This window comes from Paenibacillus sp. Y859, from assembly GCF_056786405.1.
On record NZ_JBXCIZ010000001.1, the window covers coordinates 60,899 to 86,354 of the forward strand.

General features: G+C 41.3%; 21 protein-coding genes and 2 pseudogenes. 4 read left to right on the plus strand and 19 right to left on the minus strand.

The annotated features are described in order from the left end of the window. Window positions 1-141: 141 nt before the first annotated feature. From AC1TO8_RS00340 to AC1TO8_RS00365, 6 genes are all read right to left on the minus strand, one after another. The gene (locus tag AC1TO8_RS00340) at window positions 142-819 is read right to left on the minus strand and encodes an ABC transporter ATP-binding protein (RefSeq protein WP_482053648.1); all 678 of its coding nucleotides are present in this window, start codon (window positions 817-819) and stop codon (window positions 142-144) included. Next, the gene (locus AC1TO8_RS00345; protein WP_482053649.1) at window positions 816-1,940 is read right to left on the minus strand and encodes an ABC transporter permease; all 1,125 of its coding nucleotides are present in this window, start codon (window positions 1,938-1,940) and stop codon (window positions 816-818) included. Before AC1TO8_RS00345 ends, AC1TO8_RS00340 begins: the two co-directional genes overlap by 4 nt. A gap of 69 nt (window positions 1,941-2,009) precedes the next feature. After that, window positions 2,010-3,386 (minus strand): sensor histidine kinase, encoded by a 1,377-nt coding sequence (locus AC1TO8_RS00350; protein ID WP_482053650.1) that lies wholly within the window; start codon window positions 3,384-3,386, stop codon window positions 2,010-2,012. Continuing rightward, window positions 3,383-4,060, minus strand: coding sequence for a response regulator transcription factor (locus AC1TO8_RS00355; RefSeq protein WP_482054454.1), 678 nt, complete (start codon window positions 4,058-4,060; stop codon window positions 3,383-3,385). Before AC1TO8_RS00355 ends, AC1TO8_RS00350 begins: the two co-directional genes overlap by 4 nt. 17 nt (window positions 4,061-4,077) lie before the next feature. Next, window positions 4,078-4,827, minus strand: coding sequence for a M15 family metallopeptidase (locus tag AC1TO8_RS00360; protein WP_482053651.1), 750 nt, complete (start codon window positions 4,825-4,827; stop codon window positions 4,078-4,080). A 203-nt stretch (window positions 4,828-5,030) separates the two neighbouring features. Then, complete coding sequence (locus AC1TO8_RS00365) at window positions 5,031-8,321, minus strand: endonuclease (RefSeq protein WP_482054455.1); 3,291 nt, start codon at window positions 8,319-8,321, stop codon at window positions 5,031-5,033. A gap of 230 nt (window positions 8,322-8,551) precedes the next feature. Here AC1TO8_RS00365 and AC1TO8_RS00370 point away from each other — a divergent pair, with 230 nt between their 5' ends. Beyond that, window positions 8,552-8,767, plus strand: coding sequence for a hypothetical protein (locus tag AC1TO8_RS00370; RefSeq protein WP_482053652.1), 216 nt, complete (start codon window positions 8,552-8,554; stop codon window positions 8,765-8,767). Between the two features lie 99 nt (window positions 8,768-8,866). Here the strand turns inward: AC1TO8_RS00370 and fsa are convergent, their stop codons facing one another. The 3 genes from fsa to AC1TO8_RS00385 all read right to left on the minus strand — a co-directional run bounded on the left by fsa (window position 8,867) and on the right by AC1TO8_RS00385 (window position 13,568). After that, window positions 8,867-9,535: a fructose-6-phosphate aldolase gene (fsa, locus tag AC1TO8_RS00375; RefSeq protein ID WP_482053653.1), complete on the minus strand. Its 669-nt coding sequence runs from the start codon at window positions 9,533-9,535 to the stop codon at window positions 8,867-8,869. A 27-nt stretch (window positions 9,536-9,562) separates the two neighbouring features. Continuing rightward, a complete protein-coding gene (locus AC1TO8_RS00380) occupies window positions 9,563-10,996 on the minus strand; it encodes a DHA2 family efflux MFS transporter permease subunit (RefSeq protein WP_482054456.1) in 1,434 nt (477 codons plus the stop codon). Between the two features lie 418 nt (window positions 10,997-11,414). Further along, complete coding sequence (locus tag AC1TO8_RS00385; RefSeq protein ID WP_482053654.1) at window positions 11,415-13,568, minus strand: alpha-galactosidase; 2,154 nt, start codon at window positions 13,566-13,568, stop codon at window positions 11,415-11,417. A gap of 179 nt (window positions 13,569-13,747) precedes the next feature. Between AC1TO8_RS00385 and AC1TO8_RS00390 the strand changes: the two genes are divergently transcribed. Then, window positions 13,748-14,566, plus strand: coding sequence for an AraC family transcriptional regulator (locus tag AC1TO8_RS00390; RefSeq protein WP_482053655.1), 819 nt, complete (start codon window positions 13,748-13,750; stop codon window positions 14,564-14,566). Here the strand turns inward: AC1TO8_RS00390 and AC1TO8_RS00395 are convergent. The 4 genes and pseudogenes from AC1TO8_RS00395 to AC1TO8_RS00410 all read right to left on the minus strand — a co-directional run. Continuing rightward, window positions 14,534-14,644 (minus strand): annotated as a pseudogene (locus AC1TO8_RS00395) (aldo/keto reductase); the annotation flags it as partial. The gene AC1TO8_RS00390 and the pseudogene AC1TO8_RS00395 overlap by 33 nt on opposite strands. 6 nt (window positions 14,645-14,650) lie before the next feature. Beyond that, window positions 14,651-15,391: a metallophosphoesterase family protein gene (locus tag AC1TO8_RS00400; RefSeq protein ID WP_482053656.1), complete on the minus strand. Its 741-nt coding sequence runs from the start codon at window positions 15,389-15,391 to the stop codon at window positions 14,651-14,653. Between the two features lie 36 nt (window positions 15,392-15,427). Further along, entirely contained in the window at window positions 15,428-16,162 is a 735-nt protein-coding gene (locus AC1TO8_RS00405; protein WP_482053657.1) for a DUF2785 domain-containing protein, read from the minus strand. Between the two features lie 100 nt (window positions 16,163-16,262). Next, window positions 16,263-17,105, minus strand: coding sequence for an aldo/keto reductase (locus AC1TO8_RS00410; protein WP_482053658.1), 843 nt, complete (start codon window positions 17,103-17,105; stop codon window positions 16,263-16,265). A 214-nt stretch (window positions 17,106-17,319) separates the two neighbouring features. Here AC1TO8_RS00410 and AC1TO8_RS00415 point away from each other — a divergent pair, with 214 nt between their 5' ends. Next, window positions 17,320-18,156 (plus strand): sulfurtransferase, encoded by an 837-nt coding sequence (locus AC1TO8_RS00415; protein ID WP_482053659.1) that lies wholly within the window; start codon window positions 17,320-17,322, stop codon window positions 18,154-18,156. A 111-nt stretch (window positions 18,157-18,267) separates the two neighbouring features. Here AC1TO8_RS00415 and AC1TO8_RS00420 read toward each other — a convergent pair whose 3' ends face one another. Continuing rightward, window positions 18,268-19,155 carry an alpha/beta fold hydrolase gene (locus AC1TO8_RS00420; protein WP_482053660.1) on the minus strand — a complete coding sequence of 296 codons (888 nt, stop codon included), beginning with the start codon at window positions 19,153-19,155 and terminating at the stop codon, window positions 18,268-18,270. Between the two features lie 33 nt (window positions 19,156-19,188). Beyond that, window positions 19,189-19,848, minus strand: a complete 660-nt coding sequence (locus AC1TO8_RS00425) for a TetR/AcrR family transcriptional regulator (RefSeq protein ID WP_482053661.1) — start codon at window positions 19,846-19,848, stop codon at window positions 19,189-19,191. 200 nt (window positions 19,849-20,048) lie between these two features. Between AC1TO8_RS00425 and AC1TO8_RS00430 the strand changes: the two are divergent. Further along, window positions 20,049-20,189 (plus strand): annotated as a pseudogene (locus AC1TO8_RS00430) (sulfurtransferase); the annotation flags it as partial. A gap of 26 nt (window positions 20,190-20,215) precedes the next feature. On the opposite strand, the gene AC1TO8_RS00435 reads toward AC1TO8_RS00430, so the two are convergent. From AC1TO8_RS00435 to AC1TO8_RS00450, 4 genes are all read right to left on the minus strand, one after another. Then, on the minus strand, window positions 20,216-22,492 hold the full coding sequence (locus AC1TO8_RS00435) for a preprotein translocase subunit SecA (protein ID WP_482053662.1): 2,277 nt from the start codon (window positions 22,490-22,492) through the stop codon (window positions 20,216-20,218). Between the two features lie 41 nt (window positions 22,493-22,533). Continuing rightward, window positions 22,534-23,244: an ABC transporter permease gene (locus AC1TO8_RS00440; RefSeq protein ID WP_482053663.1), complete on the minus strand. Its 711-nt coding sequence runs from the start codon at window positions 23,242-23,244 to the stop codon at window positions 22,534-22,536. After that, window positions 23,241-24,086 carry an ABC transporter ATP-binding protein gene (locus AC1TO8_RS00445; RefSeq protein ID WP_482053664.1) on the minus strand — a complete coding sequence of 282 codons (846 nt, stop codon included), beginning with the start codon at window positions 24,084-24,086 and terminating at the stop codon, window positions 23,241-23,243. Before AC1TO8_RS00445 ends, AC1TO8_RS00440 begins: the two co-directional genes overlap by 4 nt. Before the next feature lie 177 nt (window positions 24,087-24,263). Then, window positions 24,264-25,199 carry a LytTR family transcriptional regulator DNA-binding domain-containing protein gene (locus AC1TO8_RS00450; RefSeq protein ID WP_482053665.1) on the minus strand — a complete coding sequence of 312 codons (936 nt, stop codon included), beginning with the start codon at window positions 25,197-25,199 and terminating at the stop codon, window positions 24,264-24,266. Window positions 25,200-25,456: the final 257 nt, after the last annotated feature.

Genomic DNA, 25,456 nt, shown 5'->3' on the forward strand with positions numbered 1-25,456 from the left:
TAGATTTGGTCAATCCCCTTTAACAATAACTTTAGCTGCATCGGCGATTATGAAATTGATTCATGTGAAACTTTTACTTTCTTATATTTCAAAGAAAGCCTCAACATTCGAGGCTTTCTTCTCCTAACTATAAACCATACTTTATTTCTCCACAAGAATACCATCTTGCAAAAAGAGTACACGATCGCACCATTCTAGCATTCGCTCATCATGCGTAACCATAACAGCCGCTTTGCCATCTCTCTTTACTTCTTCCGCCAACATTTGGACGACTTCCTTACCTCGATTGAAATCAAGGCTTGCCGTAGGCTCATCTGCGAAGATAATGGCCGGATTGTTCATCCATGCTCGTGCAATCGCTACACGTTGCTTCTCACCACCAGATAGCTTCTCAGGATAATGACTTCTACGTTCCCATATGCCTAGCCGTTTCAGTAAATAGGATGAACGCTTCTTTGCCTCACTTGAGCCTAGTTTCGCAATTTTACCCACGTATAGTAACTGTTCCTCCACCCTCATGTAAGGAATGAGCTGCGCATTTTGAAACATAAACCCTATTTTATCCAATCTGAACTGTGTGAGTTGCGCTTTATCTTTCGATACAAGAGACTCACCATCGATGAGTATTTCTCCACTAGTCGGACTTAGAAGAGCTCCCGCTGTTGACAGAAATGTACTTTTACCAGAACCAGATGGTCCAAGAATAGCAACAAATTCCCCTTCATTCACTTGAAGATTTAAATTGTTCAATACGGACAGCGTGGAATCTCCATCACCATAGGTTTTCGTTACTTGTGTCATTAGTAATTTTTCCGTCATGCTCCAACCCTCCCAATCGCTTCTAACGCATCAACTTTAGCTACCTTCATTACTGAAATAAGTGATCCTATCAACGACATTCCTACAAATAAACAACTGGTCAGAACCATCGTAGGCATACTTAATCGGAAGGGCATAGATTCGGGTAGAACCATCTTCATTCCGCTTATCAGAATAAGACTGACACCAAGACTTACAACAGATAACATTAACACTTGTCCAAGAACACTCCGTGCTAGGTAAGTCGTCTTCGTTCCCATTGCCTTGAGGATTCCGAACTGACTCGTCTTTTGAATCGTAATCACATAAAAGAAGACAGCTAGTACGACTGCAGCAATCGCGAATAAGAAGACAATCATCATCATTAGTGATCCCTGTTCCTCTGCATAACCAGGAATGCTCGCAATCGCTTCTTTTTGCGTAATGACATCTGCGCCTACAAGTTTATCTTGTAAACTACTCGCTTGATCTGTTGTTGCATGAATGGCAATCACGTTGAATAGTTGAGCTTCCACATCCACAGCGTCACCTGCTGATCCAGCACCTAAGGTCATCTCATTCCATTCCTGCTGATTCACATAGATGACGGGAGTGTGACTGTACGAGTTATCTTCAACAAAACCCGCTACGTTCCATGTCAGCCCTGTCTGAGTATCTCGAATTTCACTTCCAATCTTTATTCCAGATTCCCCTAGCTTCCGATCTACAATGACCTGACCTAACGTATCATTGGTGATCGCTTCTCCTTGCACGACCGACGGTGCTATTGGACCGTCCATATCGACTGCAAAGAATGTTATATCAGCCTTCATATCAAGTTCTATCGCCGTAATCGTACTCATCTGAATACTCAATGGCGTTGCATTATCATTTCCTACAACGGAACGAACATCTTGCAAATGTGATTCATCTAGCTGGGAACGTCTAAATTTATGTTCAGCGTCATCCTGAACGACATAGTAATTCGTCGGCATATTTTCAATCGCTGATATGTTCGCGTATGCCAACCCCTTTGCTAGGCCTGTTACGAACAGGACCAAAAAAGAGACCAATAACATAATAACGACAATCAGTGCGTATCTAGCTTTCGAATGTCGTAACTCTCTTAGTGCTAAAAACATAGTATCACTCCTTCTAATCTGTATAGACTCAGTTTAGAAGATGAATATGAACGGAGAATGAATAACAAATTACAAGTAAGGAAGGCTGACCGTGAATGTCGTTCCTTGCCCTATTCTACTTGAGACCTCAATCGTTCCTTTATGTGAATGAATAATCTTCTGAACAATCGAAAGCCCTAGACCCGTACTATGCGTTTCTCGAGTGCGTGCACGATCTACTTTGTAGAACCTATCAAATATCATTGGGAGTTCCTCAGCAGCTATTCCTTCACCAGTATCAGATACACTGATGATGCAATAGTCACCTTCCACTTTTGCAGAAATAGTCACCGTCCCACCTTCAGCTGTATATTTAATAGCATTTGATATTAGATTCATCCACACTTGATATAGCATGTTTGCATCACCATGAATGGTCATATCCGGTAAGGATAAACGAAGTGCCAATTGTTTATCCGTCAGCTTCCACTCCATCATTTGAATGACTTGCCGAAGTTGAGAGCGAAGATTGATCGATTTCATTTGTAGCGCATGATCGTCATAATCCAACGTAGATAAAGTAAGTAATTGTTTACTGAGCATGGACAGACGCTGGCTTTCCTCTTCTATGATGGAAAGATAATGATGACGTTGCTCATCAGAGAGCGAAGTTTCCTTAAGCGTATGTGCAAACCCCTGTATTGAGGTCAGCGGGGATTCAATTTCATGAGATACATTGGCGACAAATTCCTGTCTCGAGCGATTCGTCCGCTCTAATTCTTGACTCATCGTCATGAAGTGTGTCGCTAATTGACCGATCTCGTCCCGACGCCACGTATTCAGTTTAATATCAAACTGACCTTTTACAATACTTTTGGTGGCTATCGTAAGTCGCGATATAGGTCTAACAATATGAAGTGACGTAATGAAGACAAACCCCAAGCATAACAACAGCGTAACCCCAATGAAAACACCAATGAAGATACGAAATTCACCAAATTGAATCTGTGCATCTGGACGTAGAAATAACGCATAACGTTGATCATTTATTTGGAGTGGCACACCTATACTATTTCGTAATTCATTATCAAAAAAACCGGTAATAAACAGCTCACCCGGAAACTCAGCAACGCCATGGTAGACTTCGCCGTTCAGAACCCATTGCAAATCTTCATCTTTTAAATCCATTTTTTTGAAGGATCTGCCATACAGCTTCTCTTCCCCCTCATCATCTCTCAAATATACTTTGTATCCTAATGAAGCTACGCTCTCTAGATAATCATCAAGCGTCTCTGGATGAGATTCATTAAATTGTTGTATTTGAAGAGCCATTTCTGTTAACTTCGCATCATTTAAAGACTTAAGTTTAATTTGATAATACATATTCGTTGCCAGAAATCCGAGAACACTACTCACGATAATAACCGAACAAAAAATGAGACACATTCGTACATACAATGACTTCATGAGGTGATAACCTCCAACTTATAACCTATTCCTCGAACTGTTCGAATCATAAAGTCATTCTGATAATCCAGAAATCTCTCGCGTAGTCGCTTAATATGAACATCTACGGTCCGTTCGTCTCCTTCATAATCCGTCCCCCACACGAGCTCAATCAATTCACTACGAGAGAATAAGCGTCCCGGATATTGAGCTAATTGTGCTAGTAACTCGAATTCTTTCACTGGTAACAGTAATGTGTCTTCTCCAAATGTAATTTCATAATTTTTTCGGTCAATCATCAGTCGATTCAAACGAATCATGTCTTGTGAAGCTACTGAATACCGACGAAATAACGCTGTAATCCGAAAAAGTAACTCTTCTGGTTCAAACGGTTTCGTCACATAATCATCTGTACCTTTTAAATAACCTTGTTCCTTGTCACTCAACTGTTGGAGCGCTGTCAGTAATATAATCGGGATATCATAGGTTTCACGTATGTACTCACACAGTTCTAGACCATCCACATTCGGCATCATGACATCTACGATCGCCAGATCTACCGTTGTTTCCTTCATCTTCTCTATCGCTTCTCTACCATCGCTTACTTCTATCACTTGATATCCTTCTCGTGTCAGAACATGTCTCAATAACGTGCGAATATTCGGATCATCATCTGCGACTAATAGCTTTCTCATCATTTCACTCTCCTGTATCATTCCACATCGAAATCGAAATATTGTTTGGGAAAAGGCTCATTAATCAATGTATAATGCCACCATTCCTTACTATAAGCCTTAAAGCCATATTTGATCATCGTGTTCTTAAGTAAATTTCGGTTAGCTGTCTGCTGCTTGTTTATAAGCTTCGTACCATGCATCGATATATCTCCGAAGAAATCATAGGTACTTCCCATATCCACTACTTTGCCCGTTGACTTGTGCACTAACGTTAAATCTACAGTGCTACCTCTCGTATGCCCTGATTTCGTAGAGATGAAGCCAAGCTTAAATAAATTACGCTTATCCAGTAGCGGATAATATTGTTTCTTCATCTTTATATCCTTGGAATCCTGTGACCATCTCACGAAATGATTGACCGCTTTCTGTGGTCGATAAGTATCAAGAATGAGAAGTTCATAACCCTTCTTACCAAGCTCATCGCTCACTTTCTTTAAAGCTGTTGCCCCTTTAAGCGACATAATAGCATGGGGTGCTTTGTAGCCATCTATTCGCTCACCTATAAAATTATTATTACTATAATACCTTAGGTCATATCGTGCAGTAGGAATCATTTCATCTAAATAGACGAAGCCTTTCGATAAAGCGTTCTTCTTCACGATCTTGTTCTGTTCAACTGTGTGCGACTGAGCGCTTATTAGCTGTTCCAAACTTGAGGAAGTTATGAATAAGGTTACTACCACAGCCCCTGCTAAGATCTTCAACCCCCGACGAAATAGTCTCATAACATGCGGACCTCCTATAGATTATGCCCGTTTCTCCCCAATTCGGGATCGATGATTAATGTATAGATCATTTATCTCCGTCATTACGATACCTTTCTATTATAACTAGAAATGGTTACAGAGTTAAACCAGTCTGCACGTTTAGACACCAATAAAGCCCCAGTAGTCATGAATCATGACCACCGAGGCTTATTAGTTTAATCTTATTTCATAACATGAATAGTGATAACTTCACTCGAAGTTATTCCCGAAGCATTAATGAGTTCGCTACGGTATTCATATTTACCTGGTGCTCTACTGGATAATTCCGTCATAGCATACTGGGCAGTAGGTGTATTCTCCAGAAGATTCTTCGTATCCACTAATTGATCATTCTCGTACAGTCTATACTCCGAACCGTTCGTTCCCCACCACAAATTCATAGTCAGTTTGTAATTTCCATCTCCATCCCAATTATCATGCGACAATACAGCTTTATCGGGAGAAGCATTGGATACAGTCACGTTCAGTTGGTTACTTGTGGAAGTTCCGTTCTCATTAATCAATTCAGCAGTATATGTGTATATCCCGTTGGTTTTACCTGTGATATCCGTCTTTACAGTTTGTGCGCCTGGCGAAGCATCGCTTAGAATTTGTGTGTTGATCAGAACCCCATTCTCATATAATTTGAATTCAGTTCCATTGTTTCCCCACCATAAATTCATAGTTACAGTGTAACTTCCCCCCTTAAGTCCTGTAAGATGTCCGCTATTATCGGATATAAAAGGCTTACCAGGGACACCAGTTGCTAATGACTGATTTACTGTAAAATGAATGCTGTCCTCCGCTTGATTGCCAGCTAAATCAAGAACGATGTATTGTATTGTATGCACGCCAGCACCGAGATCTTCCGATTTCACTAATTCACCGCTATTGATCTCATTGCCATCTAATAGAAGCTTTTGCGTTGATATGCCAGATAATGAATCCGTACTATGGAGATCAAATTTCAACACTTCACCTAACTTCACATTTGAAACAGCTTGACCTGATTGAGTCACATTTACTGAAGGAACTGTTTTGTCTATATTCACTTGGATGGATCGTCCAGGCTCAGTCATGCCAGTAGATGATGAGGAATAATATTGAATGGTATGAATACCTTCGGTTTGAATGATACGTGGTGCTGTGTAAATGACTTCTTCCTCATCATTCATGCTATATTTCGTTGAAATGATTTCATCCACATTCCCTGATGCTACAAATGTAAGTGTTACATCATTATTATACCAATCATTCACATTCGGTGATGGGGATGTGGAAGCTGTTGTGACAGGGATAACCGGTTCAGCAGAACTTGCAAAATCACCAATACCTCTTGGCTTTAATTGGTATACACCTTTGAATATTGCCGATACACCTTGTACATCAATAACTTGTCCCTCTTGATAGGGGAAATCCGCTAAGTTCATACCTGTGCGTGTGTCCACTCTTACATGGGTACTTACAGACCCTTTGACTGCATCGAATTCAAAAGATCCTGTTGGAGCTGCCGTGGTAATATTACGAATGGTCACGTCTTGAAGTTCGACAAGTTGCCCTTGGTTCGCGTCATTCACGTTCGACACTAGTGCGGGAATTGGAAGAGTAGCTGTCCCTTTCCTTTCAATTGAAATGGGATCAATAAGTTCGAGTTCCGTGTTAAATACGGTGAGAGGTGCTGTTATTCTCACCATATCGCCTTGATGAAATCCGCTTATACTTTGATACACATAGATGCCTGCTGTTTCATCCTGAATATAGAATGCCTGGCCTCCAAATGCTCCTGGTTCAGTTGTGATAACACCTTCAATTGACACCACTGTGCCTATTTCTTTGCTACGGGCTTCCGCTACCGTAATTTGATCGGGAACCGGATTCCCTTCTTCTGGTAATGGCTCTGCCGGAACATTCGCAATTTGAACTGCTGATGTGATTAGATTGTTTCCATTTTGTCTAAGTCTAAGATTAGCAGATCCCGATGTTCCAGGTTTTAATTGGACCGTTAAATCTTTATAAGCTTTGCCCATGCTATTGGAGGTCAAGCTAAATGTCGTACTATAACCATACGAAGTAGGCCAAGTGCCATCCTCATTCTGAACCTTAGCTACTTGCGTTCCACCCGTCAAATATATACCTGCACCGAATCCAGTAACTGTCGAATTCGCAGGCAAATGATCAGCTACGACTCGAATTTGGAAATTCTGTGCATTAGGAAGTGCCGCTTGATGTACAAAGCTGTACGTCGCATTTGCGCTAGCTGTTTGTCCACCATACGAACCTGCCTTGAAAGTAGAACGATCCCACCATTTATAACCCGCTGCTGGTGCAGACCAAGGTTCCGCTTGAGGTTCTGTTGATGTTTCTGGGGTTTCTATTGGAAGTAGGACCGTCGCCTGATCAAGTTGAAGATTACTCACTTGTTCAAGGCTGGTGTAGCTTTCTTTCTCAGACAACCAATTTATCATATTAACTAGTAATATCCCGTCATCTTGTTCTTTAAAACCATCATAGGTCGTTTTCTTCGTGCCTGTTTCTTCACGTAAATATTTAGGGGTAGCATCCTCAACAGGAGAAGAATCCCCAATAAATGCTGCTTTTCCAGCACCAACTTTGGATATAGCCACATAAGGGCCTTCAGCAATACCACCGCCATTATACACGCCTTGATCTACAGCATTATTCCAAGCTTCATTTGTGTTTGGGAGATACACGATTCCCTTAGCCTTCGTTGGATCTATGATTGCAAGTGTCGATCCTGCGTGCATAGCAACTGTCGATACACCTTCTGTAATTCCAAATGCTTGGTCAGGTGTAACGATGTGATTCGCAGTAATATTACCCAAGGCATTATATCGAAAACGAACACCGAAATTCGATCCTAGCCAGTCAGTATTAACCACATCTTGCATAGCTTCGGAATTCCGCTCTTCTGTGCTCATTCCCTGTGCAGGATCTGTCCAAGCGCCACGACGATAACCGTTCATCGACTCTGATCCGTCCCAACGGTTCTTGTTACGGTCTGCGTTATAGTGATCTCCAATGAAGAATATACTTTTCCCGTTGTTTACATATTGCTCCATTGCTGCTTGTTCGCTTTGCTTGAATGGAATATTCGCTTCAGCAATAACAAATACATCATAGTCTTTTAAGTCGTTGTAGGTAATCGGAGTGGTCTTACGAAGTTCTTTTACATCATAACCCTCGTTTGCTAGTGCATTCCCGAAATCCGAGAAGGCTCCATCAATAACCCAGTCTGCTGCTCCAGCTGTTTGACCATGTGTGTTATCGAATAGAATCTTCTTACCCGCATTTTCATTAACTACTTTGGCTTGGATGTAAGGTGCTGGATCTGTTGGTCCTTCTGCCAATACGGTTGAAATCTCCTGGCCCATTCCAACATGAAGCGATAATACCAACGATAATGCAATGGTCGACTTCATAAATCTAGCCTTGAATCCGGCAAACTTTCTCATCATATCCCTCCAAATGTAATAGACTAGTACAACGACTTCAGTCTAGCATTCGTTTATTACTAATGATGATGACATTTGTTAAATACAGGTAATCTCTTCCGTTTTTTATGAAGAGGAATTTCTAATTCGTTCAGCAGCACCTACTTGGAGAGACATAATACAGAAATACTGGAATATGTCTATTACATTTGTGATAGAATAATTATAATCTAATTCGGGGTGGTGTTCAGTTGCCTTACTCATTTCTGTATATTCTTATAGCCGTTGTTGCTTTAATTGGTGGTGTTGGTACTTTCATGGTAGGTTATTCTAAGGCAAACCAACAAGCAAGCTCTGAATATTCTCAAAAAACAAAAAGAAATATAACAAGCCTTTCCCTCTTTTACGTTATTGTAACGATCGCTTCCATTGTAGCTTTTCTGTTGTACTTATATCTGAAGGATTAACAACGCCATGTAAACAGATGTACATGACAAATCACACAACAAAGAACCTGACGAATCAATGATCGTTAGGTTCTTTGTTGTGCTAACTCAAGTATCTTCTTAGTTCTTTGGAGTATTCACCCAGTCTGCTGCAAATTTCTCCATCCCTTGATCTGTAAGAGGATGTTTCGTTAGTTGTTCAATAACACTATATGGAACAGTCGCGATATGAGCACCCGCCATAGCTACACGAGTTACGTGATCCGGGTGACGTACAGATGCAGCAATGATTTGTGCTTCCAAATTGTGAATACGGAACAATTCAGCAATCTTAGCTACCAATAAAACGCCGTCTTCAGATATATCATCCAAGCGCCCCAAGAAAGGAGATACATAAGTAGCACCCGCACGAGCTGCTAGAAGAGCTTGATTCACAGTAAATACTAGGGTCACGTTCGTTTTAACACCTTTTTTTGTTAGGTAACGACAAGTTTCAAGACCGGCAATATTCATTGGAACTTTGATCGTAATGTTCTTGTCTCCACCATTGATCTTAATCAATTCATTGGCTTCAGCAATCATCTCTTCAGCAGTTAGAGCGTTAGGTGTTACTTCTGCTGATACAGATTCAACGTCAGGTACTAATTTCAAGATTTCTTCAATACGATCTTCAAACTTTACGCCTTCTTTGGCTACTAGAGATGGATTAGTTGTAACTCCAGATAAAACACCGATTTTATGTGCTTTTTTTATATCCTCTACATTTGCTGTATCGATAAAGAACTTCATGAACATTGACCTCCTAGTATTGTTTAATTACTTCTGAATCATAACACGTTTGATAAAGAAAGAAACAATTAGACCTATAATAGCGACAATCATAGCGAAGATGAACGCACCTTGCACCCCTTGGGTGAATGCTGGTAGCATATTTAATGGATCATCAGGATTACTTACGCTACTCATATAACTTTTCTGACCTGCGGCCATAATACTAACAGCAAGAGCTGTACCGATTGCACCAGCTACCTGTTGCAATGTATTCATAATTGCCGTGCCATCAGGATAGAGTTCTCGAGGAAGTTGATTGATTCCGTTCGTCTGAGATGGCATCATAATCATAGAAACTCCTATCATTAGTGCGCTATGCAACACAACGACAAAAGCGATCGTTGAGGTTGCTGAGATGCTTGAGAAGAACCACAATGTAACACTTACGATGGCTAGACCAGGAATCACCAGCCACTTTGGACCATATTTATCGAATAACCGTCCCATGATGGGTGACATAATCCCGTTGATAATTCCCCCAGGTAGAAGGATTAGACCTGCTTTGAACGCAGAGTACCCTAGACCCGATATCAAATACATCGGAAGAATCAACATGGAAGACAAAATAATCATCATACAAAGAAAAATCATTAATACCCCTATAGAGAACATAGGGAATCTAAATGCACGTAGGTTAATCATCGGCTGCTTCATCTTCATTTGACGAATACCAAATAACAGAAGCGCAAGTACTCCCACAGCGATCGTAATAATCACCTTCGGACTAGCCCACCCCGCACTTTCGCCTGCACTACTGAAGCCGAAGACAATGCCACCGAAACCAATAGATGACAAAAGAATCGATAATACATCAATTTTAGGTTTCGTAATCTTCGTTACATTTTGCATAAATACAATTCCAAAGATAAGCGCAAATATAAGAACTGGCAAAGCCAACCAAAAGATCCAGTGCCAGCTTAAATTCTCAATTAAAAGTCCTGCAATGGTCGGGCCGATCGCTGGCGCAACCATAATAACGAGACCAATCATCCCCATGGCCGCGCCACGCTTCTCAACCGGAATAATGATCAGTATGGTATTGAACATTAGTGGCAATAACAATCCAGTCCCAATCGCTTGTACAACTCTTGCCATAAGCAAGATCTCAAATGATGGAGCTAACGCTGCTATTAATGTACCAATAATAGAGAAACAAAGTGATGTAATGAACAGTTGTCTTGTTGTAAACCATTGAAGTAATAGACCTGATACTGGAACAAGTATACCTAGCGTTAGCAGGTAACCTGTCGTTAACCATTGTGCCGTTGATGGCGTAATACTAAGTATTTGCATTAAGTCACTCAAAGCGACGTTTAATGCGGTCTCACTGAACATCCCAATGAATCCACTAACTAATAATGCGATTAATATAGGTAGTGCTCTAATTGGTTTTTTGTCTGTCTTTGTTGTTCCTTGCATAGTTGCTTCCAAACTTCCCATCCTCCTAATAATCTTGCTCTATATCTATTGTTTTGGTTCGAAAAACTTATATTACCCCAACTTTAACCGTCTTAATAAAATCTGATACGTACTTCGATGATGTTACAAGCGGTTTCCACAATCGTTTCGCGTGAATTCGACTTCCCTGACATCTCCTCCCCCCTTTCTCATTTATAACAAATGGTCTAGATAATATAAGCATAGAAGTAGAACTAGAGTCAATCCTTTATTAATTCAAATTTTATATAATAAATCAAATTTTGCACCTAGAAGTCAACCTGACTCCTAGAACCAGTAACAATACATTTATTTAACATGTCCATGACACTACATCAAACAACCCACCTTAGCCTCAAGGTGGGTTGTTTCTTTCTTTACTTACTTACTTAGATTGCGACTATTTCTTCGCTTTCAAATGAAAACATACACTTTCGAAATCACCTTGTAAAGAGGGGATTGGCAAACCGCTATGCATCAGTCTGTCACCGCCATAGGCTATTTCATCTTCTCCAATAGTGTAATCCAGATTAGGTTGTAATCCCTTTAAATTCAATTTGCGCAGTGGAGCATTCGGTTCAGCAAGAACCTGGAAGTAAAAGACCAACGCCTCTTGCTTATCCTCCGACACGAACATCCAAGAGGTTACATTGCCTTCAAAAGGACTCTTCAAGCGAAATAAATCCCCTTGTTGCACTAATGAACGGATTTCCTTGTATCGAGCTACTTGATCTTTAGCAATCACCTTCTCATCTTCTGAGAACGTCGTTAAGTCCATCTCATAACCGAAATTACCGGACATCGCTACATCTCCACGTGTAACTAGTGATACGACCCGATGCATTTGGTGGTTAGGAACATCAGAAATATGAGCCCCCATCGTACTTGCGGGGTAAACCATACTTGTGCCGTATTGTATTTTCAATCGTTCAATCGCATCCGTGTTATCGCTAGTCCAAGTCTGTGGCATGTAATGAAGCATTCCTGGATCGAAGCGACCACCACCACTTGAGCAACTCTCAAACAAAATATGAGGGAATTGTTGCGTTAACTTCTCAAGTAATCCATACAGTCCTAGCATATAACGATGTGCCGTTTCTTTCTGTCTATTCGCAGCATTCGTAGCTGAACCCACTTCCGTCATGTTGCGATTCATATCCCATTTCACGTAGGAGATCGGTACCGTTGAGAATATCCCGCTCAATGATTCGTATAAATACTCGCAGACTTCAGCTCTAGATAAATCCAAAATTAACTGTGTGCGTACTTCTGTCCGTCGTCTTCCTTCTACATGAATGCACCAATCAGGATGCTTACGATACAGATCACTGTCTGGAGATACCATCTCTGGTTCGAACCACAATCCGAATTGAAGCCCTTTATCGTTCACTCTTTTGGCCAAATCAGATAGACCTTGAGGAAGCTTATTCCGATTTTCCACCCAATCGCCCAAAGACGTTGTATCATCGTTTCTTCTTCCAAACCAACCATCATCTAGAACGAACAATTCTATACCAAGTTCTGCCCCAGATGCAGCAATGGATTCAATCTTCTCTGCGTTGAAATCGAAATAAGTAGCCTCCCAGTTGTTTACAAGAATAGGTCTTTCTTGATCACGATGAATCCCCCTACATAGACGCGTCCGATATAATCGATGATATGTACGCGACATCCCACCTAATCCTTCTGAGGAGTAGACCATGATAACCTCAGGAGTCTGGAAAGACTGTCCAGCTTCAAGCAACCATTCGAAATCGAAAGGATTCATACCCATGGATACCCGAGTCGTGAATAATTGATCCACTTCTGCCTCTGCCACGAAATTACCACTGTATACTAAGCTGAATCCGAATACTTCACCTTGATCTTCATCCGCATTAGGACGAGCTAGAGCCATGAATGGGTTAAATTGGGCGCTACTCGCTCCTCTCCTACTCTCAATGGTTGTCACTCCTATATCAAGAACTCTTCTCTTCACATGTGCCTCTCGCGCCCAACCGCCAGATAAATAGATCATTTCATAGTCATAATCATTGAAATCGACACTAGCACTTAGCGCTCGCTCCAGTGCGACAGATTTAGAACTACCATTAATAAATGTAACCGAGCGGCTCATAGCATTATGCTCTTCGAACACAGTATAATTTAAATACACCGTCAGTCCAGAATATGAATCTAGCATCTCAATCCGTAGCGTCTGTGATTCCTTATCTGACTCGACATACGTTGCAGGGAGTCCTTCCAGCTTCGGTTTTCCTTCTGTAATGGTATGAGATTGATATACGAGTTCTGTAATCCGACTGCCATCTTCAAGACGTACTTGATAGGCGGGGTTTCTGAAATCCCCTGTTCCATACTGCGGATATTCCTGCGGTAACCGATCTATTGAAGCGGAGCTTGGATAATGATGTAATTGATCTAGATTGCCTTCATTCCGTAACTTCTTCCCCCAATATACATGGAGTGGAAATCCGTTCTTCACTTGAATAATGTAACTCATATCTTTCGATTGAAGATGAAATATTTGCTCGTCTGCTTGATATGTAATAGTCATATAGGTACTCCCTTTCTTCTCGTTCATATTAGATATAGAAATTCAGTAACATTGGCTTTATCATAACCTTAGCAACCTTCATCGTAAATGGAACAACACTACATTAATATGGCATAAAGCTAGATTCTTATGTTACTATAGAATGTAATCTTTCAATCGGACAAGGGAGGGGTTATACCGTGATAGAATTTCTCGCTCGAAATTTGCAACATACCGATTTGCATCTCAATCAATATGGCATAGAACAATGCACATCGGGGCATTATCATGGGCCAGCAGTTCGGGATCATTACCTAATTCACTATTTACTTGAGGGTTCAGGAACCTTCATCGTGGGAGATCACACGTATACACTACATAAAGGGGAAGGGTTTCTCATCTGCCCTGGAATCGTTACTTATTATGAGGCAGATCGGGATAATCCTTGGATGTACGGCTGGGTTGGATTTCATGGATTGCAAGCTGAATCCTATTTGGCGCAAGCGGGACTAACTGCGGAACATCCTACATTTCGCTATGATCGAGATCATAAATTGATTGAATACATAGAGTCTATGACCGTTACCACAGAGATGAATACTGCCAAAGTGATGAAATTAACGGGGATACTGTATATGATTCTTGCTCTCTTAGTCGAATGTGCACCAGACGAATCTCACATGATGAGTAAAGAAAATGGAAAAGAAGTCTATGTCAGGAAAGTCATTGATTTCATCGAAATGAATTACTCTAGAAAATTTACGATTGCACAAATTGCTTCTTTTGTGGGGCTCGATCGAAGCTATCTCTGCTCTATTTTTAAAGAGTATATTCATTCAAGCATTCAGGAGTATTTAATACATTATCGTATGAATAAAGCTTGTGAGCTCATGAGGAATAAGCAACTATCTATAGGCGATGTATCTCGCTCTGTTGGGTACGACGATCCATTACTCTTCTCCAAAATGTTCAAAAAAGTGAAAGGATCATCGCCCAAAGAGTATCGAAACGGAATGTGAACCCACTCTTAGATTCTCATTCAGTCCATCGATCTGCTGCATATCTTCTGCTGATAGTTCGAAGTTAAATACGTCTGCAGGTGGTTACTTCAATACATCGGACATCCCTCTGTACACTCCTGTTCTGAGCTCTCTCTTATATTCATCAAGATGGGGCATATCCGTCTCCATCGCTTGTCGAATGGCTAGTTCAATATCATAAGGCACTCTAATAAACTGAATATTAAATGGAGCTATTGCTGTACTATGCATTTCGCCTTCCATGATGACATAAGATGCTTGCGTCATATCGAGCGGGTTCCCTACACTTCCGACATTTATTAATGTTTTCCCATTAAGATGCTGCATATAGGCATTGTGAATATCTCCGTAGGCTACGACATCTGCTATCTTCTCTTGCATGCAACGATCAGAACTCTCGAATAATGATTCCCTTAGTTCTTGATCGTCCCAAGGTTGGACTCGTTCATATAGGCTTCTAGGGGAGGCATGGAATAATCTTATGAATTTCCCGCTCATCACAAACTCAATAGAGAATGGAAGTTGATTTAAATATTGAAGGCGTTCTTCTCCCAGTATAGCTTGATGCCAATGTACAACGTCTAATTCACTTTCCTTTGAAATAAAATCATCCCAATTACCACTGACGACTTGTTCGCAATGGGTTCTGACTGTATCGACAACAAGGTTCGAACTGGGCCCTTTACCAATCAAATCGCCTAGACAATATATGCTTGTGATATTACGTTGCGCAATGTCTTTCAATACAGCTTCTAAAGCTGGCATATTGCCGTGTATATCAGAAATGATTGCAATTTGCTTCACGATGCCATCTCCATTCTTAGTTTCATATGTTACTTTTCATCCTTTTTCCGCCTCTAGATTCTGAAGTGTTGCTATAACGCTACCTATAAAAGGTGACCTTTGTTGATCTAATAACCTGAAATACAAACTTCTTAACAAACACTTAATATTCATATTTCGAATATTATCTTCTGATTGCTTTCCTATCTGTTGCGCTTCACTGAAACTATGAATCCAAGCGTTAATATCATGAACTTCAAGTAGTTCTCGATTGAAAATGCTTATGATAGCAGTAACCATCCGTTCATCTTCTTCATTAAAATATAAATTGTTACTTACAAGAGTTTTTGATTTCATTGCATTTAAAAGTTCAATCAGGTCTACCTTTTCCATAAAAGGAGAATGCGCCATATCTTCAATTGCATCCGATACATGGGCTACAGCATGTGCCCAACCTTTGCCTTCTATATAGCCTCTAACATCTTGCTCAAGATAAGTGTATTTTATCAGACTATTCTTTATCAACATGACATCGTTTCTCAATAAAAAGGATTGTCTTCTGTCTACCCCCATAATTAGTGGAATGATGAGAACTGAGAATGATCGTGTAAACACGGAATCTGTATCTTTCTCCCCAATCCTATAAAATAGGTGTTGTTCATCCAGACTAATATGTAAAAGTTCACTTAATTGTTCTTCGGTAAAAAAGCTATGATTTATCCAATGAGCAAACGTTGAATATATAAGGTTATCGCGTAATTCAGGATCAATATCTCCAATATAATTCATCATTTCTAATCTATGAATAGAGCATTCCTGAACATACGTAAGTGTACAATAAAGGATGACCGTTCTCACTTGATAACAGTCATCCTTTATTATGTTAGCTTGATTAGAAATTAAAGTTGTCTGGATCCGAACCTACTCTTAGATTCTCATTCAGTCCATCGATCTGCTGCATATCTTCTGAAGAAAGTTCAAAATCAAATATATCTGCGTTCTCAATAATACGATGCTCCGTAGTAGATTTAGGTATCGTAACAAAACCATTCTGTAGATCCCAACGCAAGATAACTTGAGCAACCGATTTTCCATGTTGATCCGCTATCCCTTGTAATGTGGAGTTATTCAATAGTTTACCTTGCATCAGTGGAGACCATGCTTCCAATTGAATACCGTGTTCCTTACAGAATGCACGTAATTCGAGTTGAGCTAGACGAGGATGATACTCAACTTGATTGATCATCGGCTTCATTTGAGCATCTTGCATGAGATCATTCAGATGATGCACTTGGAAGTTGCTTACTCCAATGGCACGTACACGTCCATCATTATATAATTTTTCTAATGCTCTCCAGGTGTCTTTGTATTTCCCTTTCACTGGCCAATGCACAAGATATAGATCTAATTTTTCTAATCCTAATTTTGACATCGTCACTTCAAAAGCAGCTAATGTGGATTCATATCCTTGTTCAGAATTCCATACTTTAGACGTAATAAATAGATCATCTCGTGATAGTCCCGTTTCCTCCAAGGCTTCACGTATCGCTTGACCTACACCCTCTTCGTTATTGTATGCAGCCGCTGTATCAATACTACGATAGCCATGCTTAATCGCTATTTTAACTGCTTGAATGACTTCATCACCTTCTTGTGCTTTAAACACACCTAGACCGAACCATGGCATCTTTACTCCATTGGAAAGTGTCGTTGTCGCTTGTAAGTTAGTAATCATAAGATTTAACCTCCTAAAATTATTATAGCTATACTCCAGTTAAGGCTTCGTCAAAACTACTTCGAAAGCATCAACTAGTATTTAGACTCCTATTTATATTACACTTAAATGAGTGAACATGCTCAATGTCTGCTAAGATTGACCATATTAACGTGTTCAAAAAGTGGCTTTTTGAACCATCTCTAACAATAACATTATAAGGTGGTGTACAATATTGACTTCTATCATTTCGAAACAGTGGTTACTTGCACGCTTGTATGAACCAGATCTTGTCATTGTTGATTGCCGATTTGTCATGGGTTATCCTAAAGCAGGACGTATGGCATATGAGGAAGAACATATTCCTGGAGCAGTATACTTCGATCTAGATATAGATCTCGCAAGTCAAGTATCAGATCATGGGGGTAGACATCCCCTACCGGATATGGAGGGATTCAGAAGAACTCTTGAACGTGTAGGAATTAATAACGATACACGTATTGTAGTCTACGACGATCAAGGGGGTGCCATGGCATCTCGTCTCTGGTGGCTCCTTCAATACATCGGACATTCCTCTACTTATATTATGAATGAAGGATTCACGAATTGGAAACAGTCTAGTTATCCTCTTAGTGATAAGCAACCTATTCGAATACCTCAATCCTTCACCCCACATATTCAACATGATATGGTTGTAACTATGGAATATGTCAGGAAGGCATCGGTTGACCATACCTCTCTCCTCATCGATTCCAGAGAACCTAACCGCTATCTGGGTATCGAGGAACCTATTGATTCCGTTGCAGGTCACATCCCAAGTGCGATCAATCTATTCTGGAAGGAACTTCTTAATGATAACGGTCAATGGAAATCAACTATCGAGCTACACGAACATTTCAAAGATATTCCTAAAGATCAAGATATCATTGTATACTGTGGATCGGGTGTTACAGCTTGCCCCAATATCCTCGCACTTTCAGAAGCTGGATATACAAGAGTGAAGCTATATGCGGGCAGCTGGAGTGATTGGATTTCGTACGCGGACAATCCGATTGTTGTGGGGTACAAGTAGGAGCAAAGAAACCCCCTGAGACGAGCGTTGTGAGTACATCGCCACTTGAAGTAAAAGTACCGGGCGATGTATTCGGCGCGGGTCTATCAACAAGAGTTCAACTTATATAGATCATGGCTTACGCCCCAGAAAATCAAGCATTAATGTGTTCACTATTTCCGGTTTTTCTAATGGAAGCCCATGCCCCGTATGGGGAATAACGGTGGCTTCAATACCGTGTATAACCTTTCTAGCTCGATTAACAGCTTGCTCAACATCATACTGGATGTCCTGATCTCCAATAAGCAGTAATACAGGGACGGTGATTTGCTCCAATTCATCATCCTTTATGTAAGAAACGAATAACTTTGTTCGCGGAAGCGCATTTTGCATGGCGACTATGAACTGATCCTTGATAGTCTGATTAATGACGTTTCCCTTACCAGTCATATAGTCCATAAGTTTGTTAATCCTTGTTGTTGTCGGCATCATTCCCGCAAGCAAACTTCGGATAAAGAAACCTTTACTTTGCGGCTGCAGGCTTGCACCAGGGCCAATGGCAATTATCTTTCGAATGCGTGAGGATAAGCGGGTAGCAAGAACCAAAGCAATGAATCCACCATAAGAATGCCCACAGACATGTGCCTTATCTACATTAAGTCCATCCAGCATCTCAGTGAACCAAGTTGCACAATCCGCTTTGTTTTTGATAGGGCGGAACGAACTGCTCTTGTTAATATCACCCGGAAAATCAATCGCGTATACCCGGTATTGTCCGCTTAGCGCATTAATATTGTCCAACCATACCGTTGAACTGAATCCAAAGCCATGTAGTAGTACTAATGGTTCGGCATCTTCAGGGCCCGCAACAAGTACATGTATGAGACCAAAAGAGGTGGGTATATATACAGACTCAATGGGTACCTTCCATAATCGGAGTGTATCATCATAAGCTTTCATGACAAGATCAGGGTTTCCACCCTTCCTATAAACCGAAATCACACGTTCTTCCCCATTCATCCAGTGATCCTCTCCTTTTATCATTGTTTCTCATTACTTGACTCGAACCATACTTAGAAAAAAATGAATATGAGCCAGCATCATTTGCTCGACATCTGTCGTCCCCTGTCCATCCAACCTTCTTAAAACATATATGTTGGCCATTTGGAGCAGAGGATGTTGATAACTAACTGAAAGCATCCTAGGATCGTGCGGTTGAATTTGCTTCAATGCAATATATTTTTCAAATACTATCGCCATACAATTACAAATGCCATTAACAATATCGTTCAAGTATATCGCTCTGGCTTCCTTGTCCCTAACTTGTTCCAAATAGATAATTCGCCATATCTTTTCCATCTTTGGATTTTGAATATGCTCTAAGAAGTTCTGAAAACCTTGTGTCAAAAACACATCTATATTCATAGAAGATACAATGGCATCCAGACTATCCAGTGGTGGTATGATTTTAGCTATGTCCATTCGAAAATTGTAATAAATCGTTTCTAATATCACTGCCTTACTTTTAAAATGATTGTACAAAGAACTTTCCTTTATGCCCACCTCCCTAGTAATATCTCTAATCGAGACAGCGTTATAGCCACTTTGAGAGAAGAGATCTATGGCAACATGGAGAACAGAATTTTTATTGTGATTATGGATCACAACTCCGCTGGTATCTAGAAATGACCCTATTTCATGAATGGTTTCCATATCGTAATATCCCCTTTCATAAAATTAATGTTTGTTCAATTACTTTGTATTATAACTAACGAGTGTTCGTTAGTAAAGATTAATTTTATTTGTCCTCATCGATAAATAGAGTGGAAAATGGAGAAAGTTATTCGAAGAAGTACTTAAGTGATACTCTACTATCCTTCAAATTGACAAACAGTTTGCGGGAATGAACAAGAATCTACTACTGCTCCAGCGTAACTACCTGTCCAAACGTGCTTGCGCTGAATAAAGCTAGATTTAAGAATGTGAAGTTGTATGCGGGTAGCTGGAGTGATTGGATTAGCTACTCTGGCAATCCCAGCGACATGGGTGACGAAGATGAGCGGGAAGAAGCTACGCTGCATCAATATTTTGACAGCTTGAATATCGGTCTCGCAATCGTGCGAAGCCAATAAGCAAATACAGTGGTTGTGGTCCATGAGCTGCGCTTATTCTGGATGTATTGATCATTGATAATATAAGTTCGAGTGGAAGCAGTGCCCTTCAAACCGAACTTTTCCCACTCCGCCGGATCATTCGAACCTCCAAGCCTTACAAGCATCTTCGTCGACTCACTATTGATTTTAGCCGGAATTTGCTCGTATGCTTGGGTGATTTGCGCATGAAATTCGTCGATCGGATTGCGGCTAGCAAGGCTCTCCAAGTGGATGCCTTCGCGAAGGTAAGAAACGTATGCCAGATGGTCAGCCCAGAACTGGTCGATATAAAAAAGCCGTACCCGCTGCTCCGAAGGGCTCATCGGCTTCTCACCTTTCAAAATTTCGAGCCGCTCCTCGTAGAGAATTCGCCTCTGATCCTCCATCATATCCGAATAAGCGTTCAGCTCCTGGCGGATATCGAAGTTTTGGCCCATAATAATGCGCTGAATTTGCGCGATTTTGCTGCGGAGCACTGAATCTTCGAGAGCCTCAACCTGCCTAAGATTGCGGATCGCTTTATTGATGCCGAACCGAAGCATCAACTCGTCCTCCAAGCTTACGAAAAATACGGAAGCTCCAGGGTCGCCTTGGCGGCCAGAACGCCCGCGCAGTTGGTCGTCGATCCGCACGCTTTCGTTTACATGCGTACCAATCACGTACAAGCCTCCCAGCTTGGCGACAACTTCTGCTTGCGTGGGGTTGCCACCGCCGAGCCGAATGTCGACGCCGCGTCCCGCCATATTCGTAGACACCGTCACGGCGCCGATTTCTCCTGCTCTTGCGATGACCTTGGCTTCTTCTGCGTCGTTTTTCGCATTCAGAACATGGCAGGGTACGCCGGCAACTGTTAGCGCCTCCGCCAGCATGTCAGACTCCTCGACGCTCGACGTACCAATAAGAATCGGCCGTCCCATCGCATGGACGGACGAGATTTCGTGTACAAGTGCCTTAAGTTTGGCTTCTTTATGGGTATATATCTGATGCGGATGATCAATCCGTATGTTTGGCCGGTTCGGCGGGATTTGCACGACCTGCAGCACATAAATATCTTCGAAATCCATTGCGGAAGTCTGCGCGGTAGCCGTCATTCCGCAAATCTTCGGATACAGGCTAATGAAGTGTTGAAGGGTAATCGTCCCGAGAATTTTACCGCCGGCTTTCGACTCCAGCCCTTCTTTGGCCGCAAGCGCGGCTTGCAGCCCGTCCGGCAAATGCCTGTTCTCCGCCACACGACCGGTATATTCGTCGATCAGCTCGATATTACCGTCACGTACGATGTAATCGACATTTTTTTTCAATAACAATTCCGTATGTAGCGCGCAATTTAACGACATTAACAAATGACTATTATGACTTTCGTACAAATTGCCGCATCCCAGTAGCGATTCCGCTTTCACAGAGCCCGCTTCATTCAAATAAACGTTCCGCTGAAACTCGTCGAAATCGTAATGCTCTACTTGCTGTAGCTGCCGAGCCACTTCTGCGAATCGACTGCCGTCATTGCTGGAAGAGCCCGACTCTCCGCTGATGACCAGCGGCACCCGCGCTTCGTCGAGAAGCAAAGAATCCGCCTCGTCGACGATGACGTAGTGGAAAGGACGATGTACGGTATCGGCTTCGCTTAGTGCGATCGTGTCGCGTAAATAATCGAATCCCGCTTCTTTTGCCGTAACATAGGTTATATCCTTGGCGTACGCTTCCCGTTTCTCGAACAGGCTCATGCCCGATTGTACCGAGTTTACCGTTAACCCGAGGAAACGATAGATCGGGCCCATCCACTCCGCATCTCGATTTGCCAAATAATCGTTAAAAGTCAGCACATGAACGCCTTCGCCGGTCAGCGCATTTAGATAAGCAGGCATAACAGCTGAGAGGGTTTTTCCTTCACCGGTATGCTGCTCGATTAAAAATCTCTCGTGTAGAGCGATGGCAGCCATGATTTGGACATCGTAGGGCTGTAATCCGAGCTTTCTCTTCGCTGCCTCGCAGACTAACGCATAAGCATCGACAAGCAACTCATCCAAAGGCGTACCCGATTTTGCTTCTTTTTGAAGCCGGAGGGAATCCGCTTGAAGCTGTTGATCGTCCCATGTCTCCAAATTTCGTTTCCTGATGAGCTCCGCTTTGTCCTGGTAGACTTTCAGCTTATTCTGGGTATCGCGGTCTTTGAATTTTTGCATCAACTTGATAGCTATATTCATAGTAATTTGATCTCCCCTCGGTAGATATACTCGATTCTATCTTACTCGTCCTTTAACCGTCGTTGATACAAAATAACAGACACAATCGTTAATACAACGGTCCATGCCAAAATAATGAGGAGGGGTTTTAATACATCTCCCGTCGTAAAGCCTGTATTGCTTAGACCCAGCAAATGCACAAGCTGACTGCTTGGCATGTAATCCAGCACTTTGAAGATCGGATAATCCTTCACTAGTAACGCTCCCCATGGTGCCCCAGTGAATACGAACGTCACAGGAAGTATAGATAATGATGCATCAAGTAACGTCTTGGAGAATAAACCACATATCGTCCCGGCTGCTGTGTATAGAATAATCGAAAGAATGATTGCTGCCACAAACGCCCATATACTAGCTGGCTCATAGCCAAATGTAAACGTTGCAATAGCCAGAACAACAGCAGACATTACAAAGACAAAAGTACTTTTACCGATTAAAACATCCATGCTCGTGGCCGGAGTCATCATTAATGATCGTAAAGTGTTACGCTCCTTTTCTTCCGCAATCAAGCATGCTTGTGCGAAACATGTTAGTAACACAAACGAAATATTAAGAACTAAACCGAAAGCTCCAGGCAAAGACGGGCCTACACCTCGAAAAAGAAGTGCAAAGATAATTGGAAAAATCAACATAATGGAGACCGCATAATTGCGTGAAAACTCTTTATAATCCTTCACAAATATCGCTCGAGCACGTTTTAATGAGATACTCATAGTAACTCACTTCCTGTCATTTTAATAAAGATATCACCTAGACTTGGCTCTTTCGTTGCTAATCTATCAATTAATCCTTGCTTCATCCAATCAGCTATTTGATCAGCCGTTTCCTCATCGATCGGAAGCTCGTAGGCTTCCCCATTGATTAACTCAACACAAACTACGTTTTCCCGATGCTGTTTTTTTAGTTCCCTTGGTGAGCCGATGGTTTGAATTTGTCCTTGATACAAAATCGCTACGCGGTTACATATCGATTCTGCCTCAGCCATATCATGCGTAGTTAAAAAAATCGTTGTCCCGTTCTCATTTAAGTAGCGTAAGCCTTTATGTATATGAGCTGAGTTTACTGGATCTAAAGCCGAAGTAGGTTCATCTAAAAATAATAATTCTGGCTCATGGATAATCGCGCATGCCAATAGGACACGCTGTCGCATCCCTTTCGATAAGAGATTGACTTTCTTTTTGCGCTCTCCGCTTAAGTTTACAAACTGCAACACCTTATCAATCGAAGATCTAGGAAGGTCATATAATTGGCGATACAGCTCTAGATTTTCCTCAATCGATAATCTCTCATATAGACCACTGTTATCCGTCAAAATTCCAAAGCGCATCTTCTGTGCAGACTGCTGCATCATCTCCGCTGGCTGGTTAAATACACTTGCCTGTCCACTTGTCGGATTTAATTGCGCCGTTAAAATCTTGATTAATGTTGTTTTTCCTGAACCACTCGGACCTAGAAAACCAAAGATTTCTCCTTTCAGAATTGAAAAAGACACATCTGCTAACGCATCCTTATGTCCGAATCTCTTTCGAATACGTTCTACTTGAATAACATCCATTAACACCACTTCCTTAGAGTTGATTGCTTAAGTATATAAAGATTGCATGGTTCCAGCCATCAAAACCCGCCGAAATGTAGCTATTATCACCTGAATGGTACCACGAATGCTTGATTAGTTCGACATTACTCCGGAAATGGCATATGCTTACGAAGTTATTTTTGCTTCGCAAATATTTTAAATGTTAAGAAGTGCTTTTAATTCATGCAATTTGGAACGAGATAACGGAACCACGGCATCTTGAGCTGTATTTAACCGCAAGCTGTAGCTATTCTTCGTCCATGTAATAATCTCTCTTACTTTTTGCAGATTAACGATGTAGGATCGATGACACCTAAAAAAACCAAAATTTAATAATCTCTGCTCAAGCTCGGTTAGCGTCAAAGCACAGTCATAATTTTCCCCGCCCACATGAACAAGGATCGAACCCTCTACACTTTCTATAAAATCAATTTCAGGCGGATTAAATAAAATCACTTTGTCATTTCGTTTGGTAGAGATCTTCTGCAAGGTGATATTGGCCTCATCTTGTTTCTGCACTTCCTGCTTGTCCTCTTCGGAGTCCAGAATATCCAATGGATGAAATCCGGACTCGTTCAAACGGTAAATTGCATCACAGGAAATCAGGGCATCCTCTAAATTCGAAGTTAAAATTAATACTTGCTTTTCTTTCAAAAGGTCATCCAGAATCCGTCTAAATTGACGACGATCTTGCTCTTCTAAGTAAAAATAGGGTTCCTCCAGTACAAGTGTAGGCTGATGCGCAAAAAAGACACGCAGCAATGTCACATACATCCTTTTCGATGAGCTTAGATCCTTGACTTTTACCTTCCTCTCTTCTTTTAAAGCAAAATAATCCATTAACAAAGCGACACGCTCATTCCTCTCCGTTACTTTGCTTAGAAAGGTTATGAGCTCTTCTACCGTTAAACGCATATACTCGCCTTGCTGAGCCCGAAATAAATAATATTGGGAATAATCAACTAATTGATTCATTAAAAGCTGCTTTCGCTTCAAGTCCGTTATAATGCCAATCGATTGGTTCGATGTCATATTTAATTCGATCTTCGGTAGAAATAATTCCCCATCATAATACATTGGTTGAAATTGCATACCGTCCTCCTGATCAGTGCCGCTATAGGATATATATAACACTTATAATGTTGGGGTAATTTTTTGTCAGTTTATATTGAAAAATATAACGGCATGTCTTCTCTAAGTCATATCAGTATATATAAGACCTGGTGATTTCTCTGCTGCTTGGGCGTAGAATTCATACAAGTACTGGAGTGCAGTTCCCAACCCACCACGGACTGTCACCTACTCGTTTTAATAGAATCAGACGCGGCTATACTTCCATATTGTCAGAC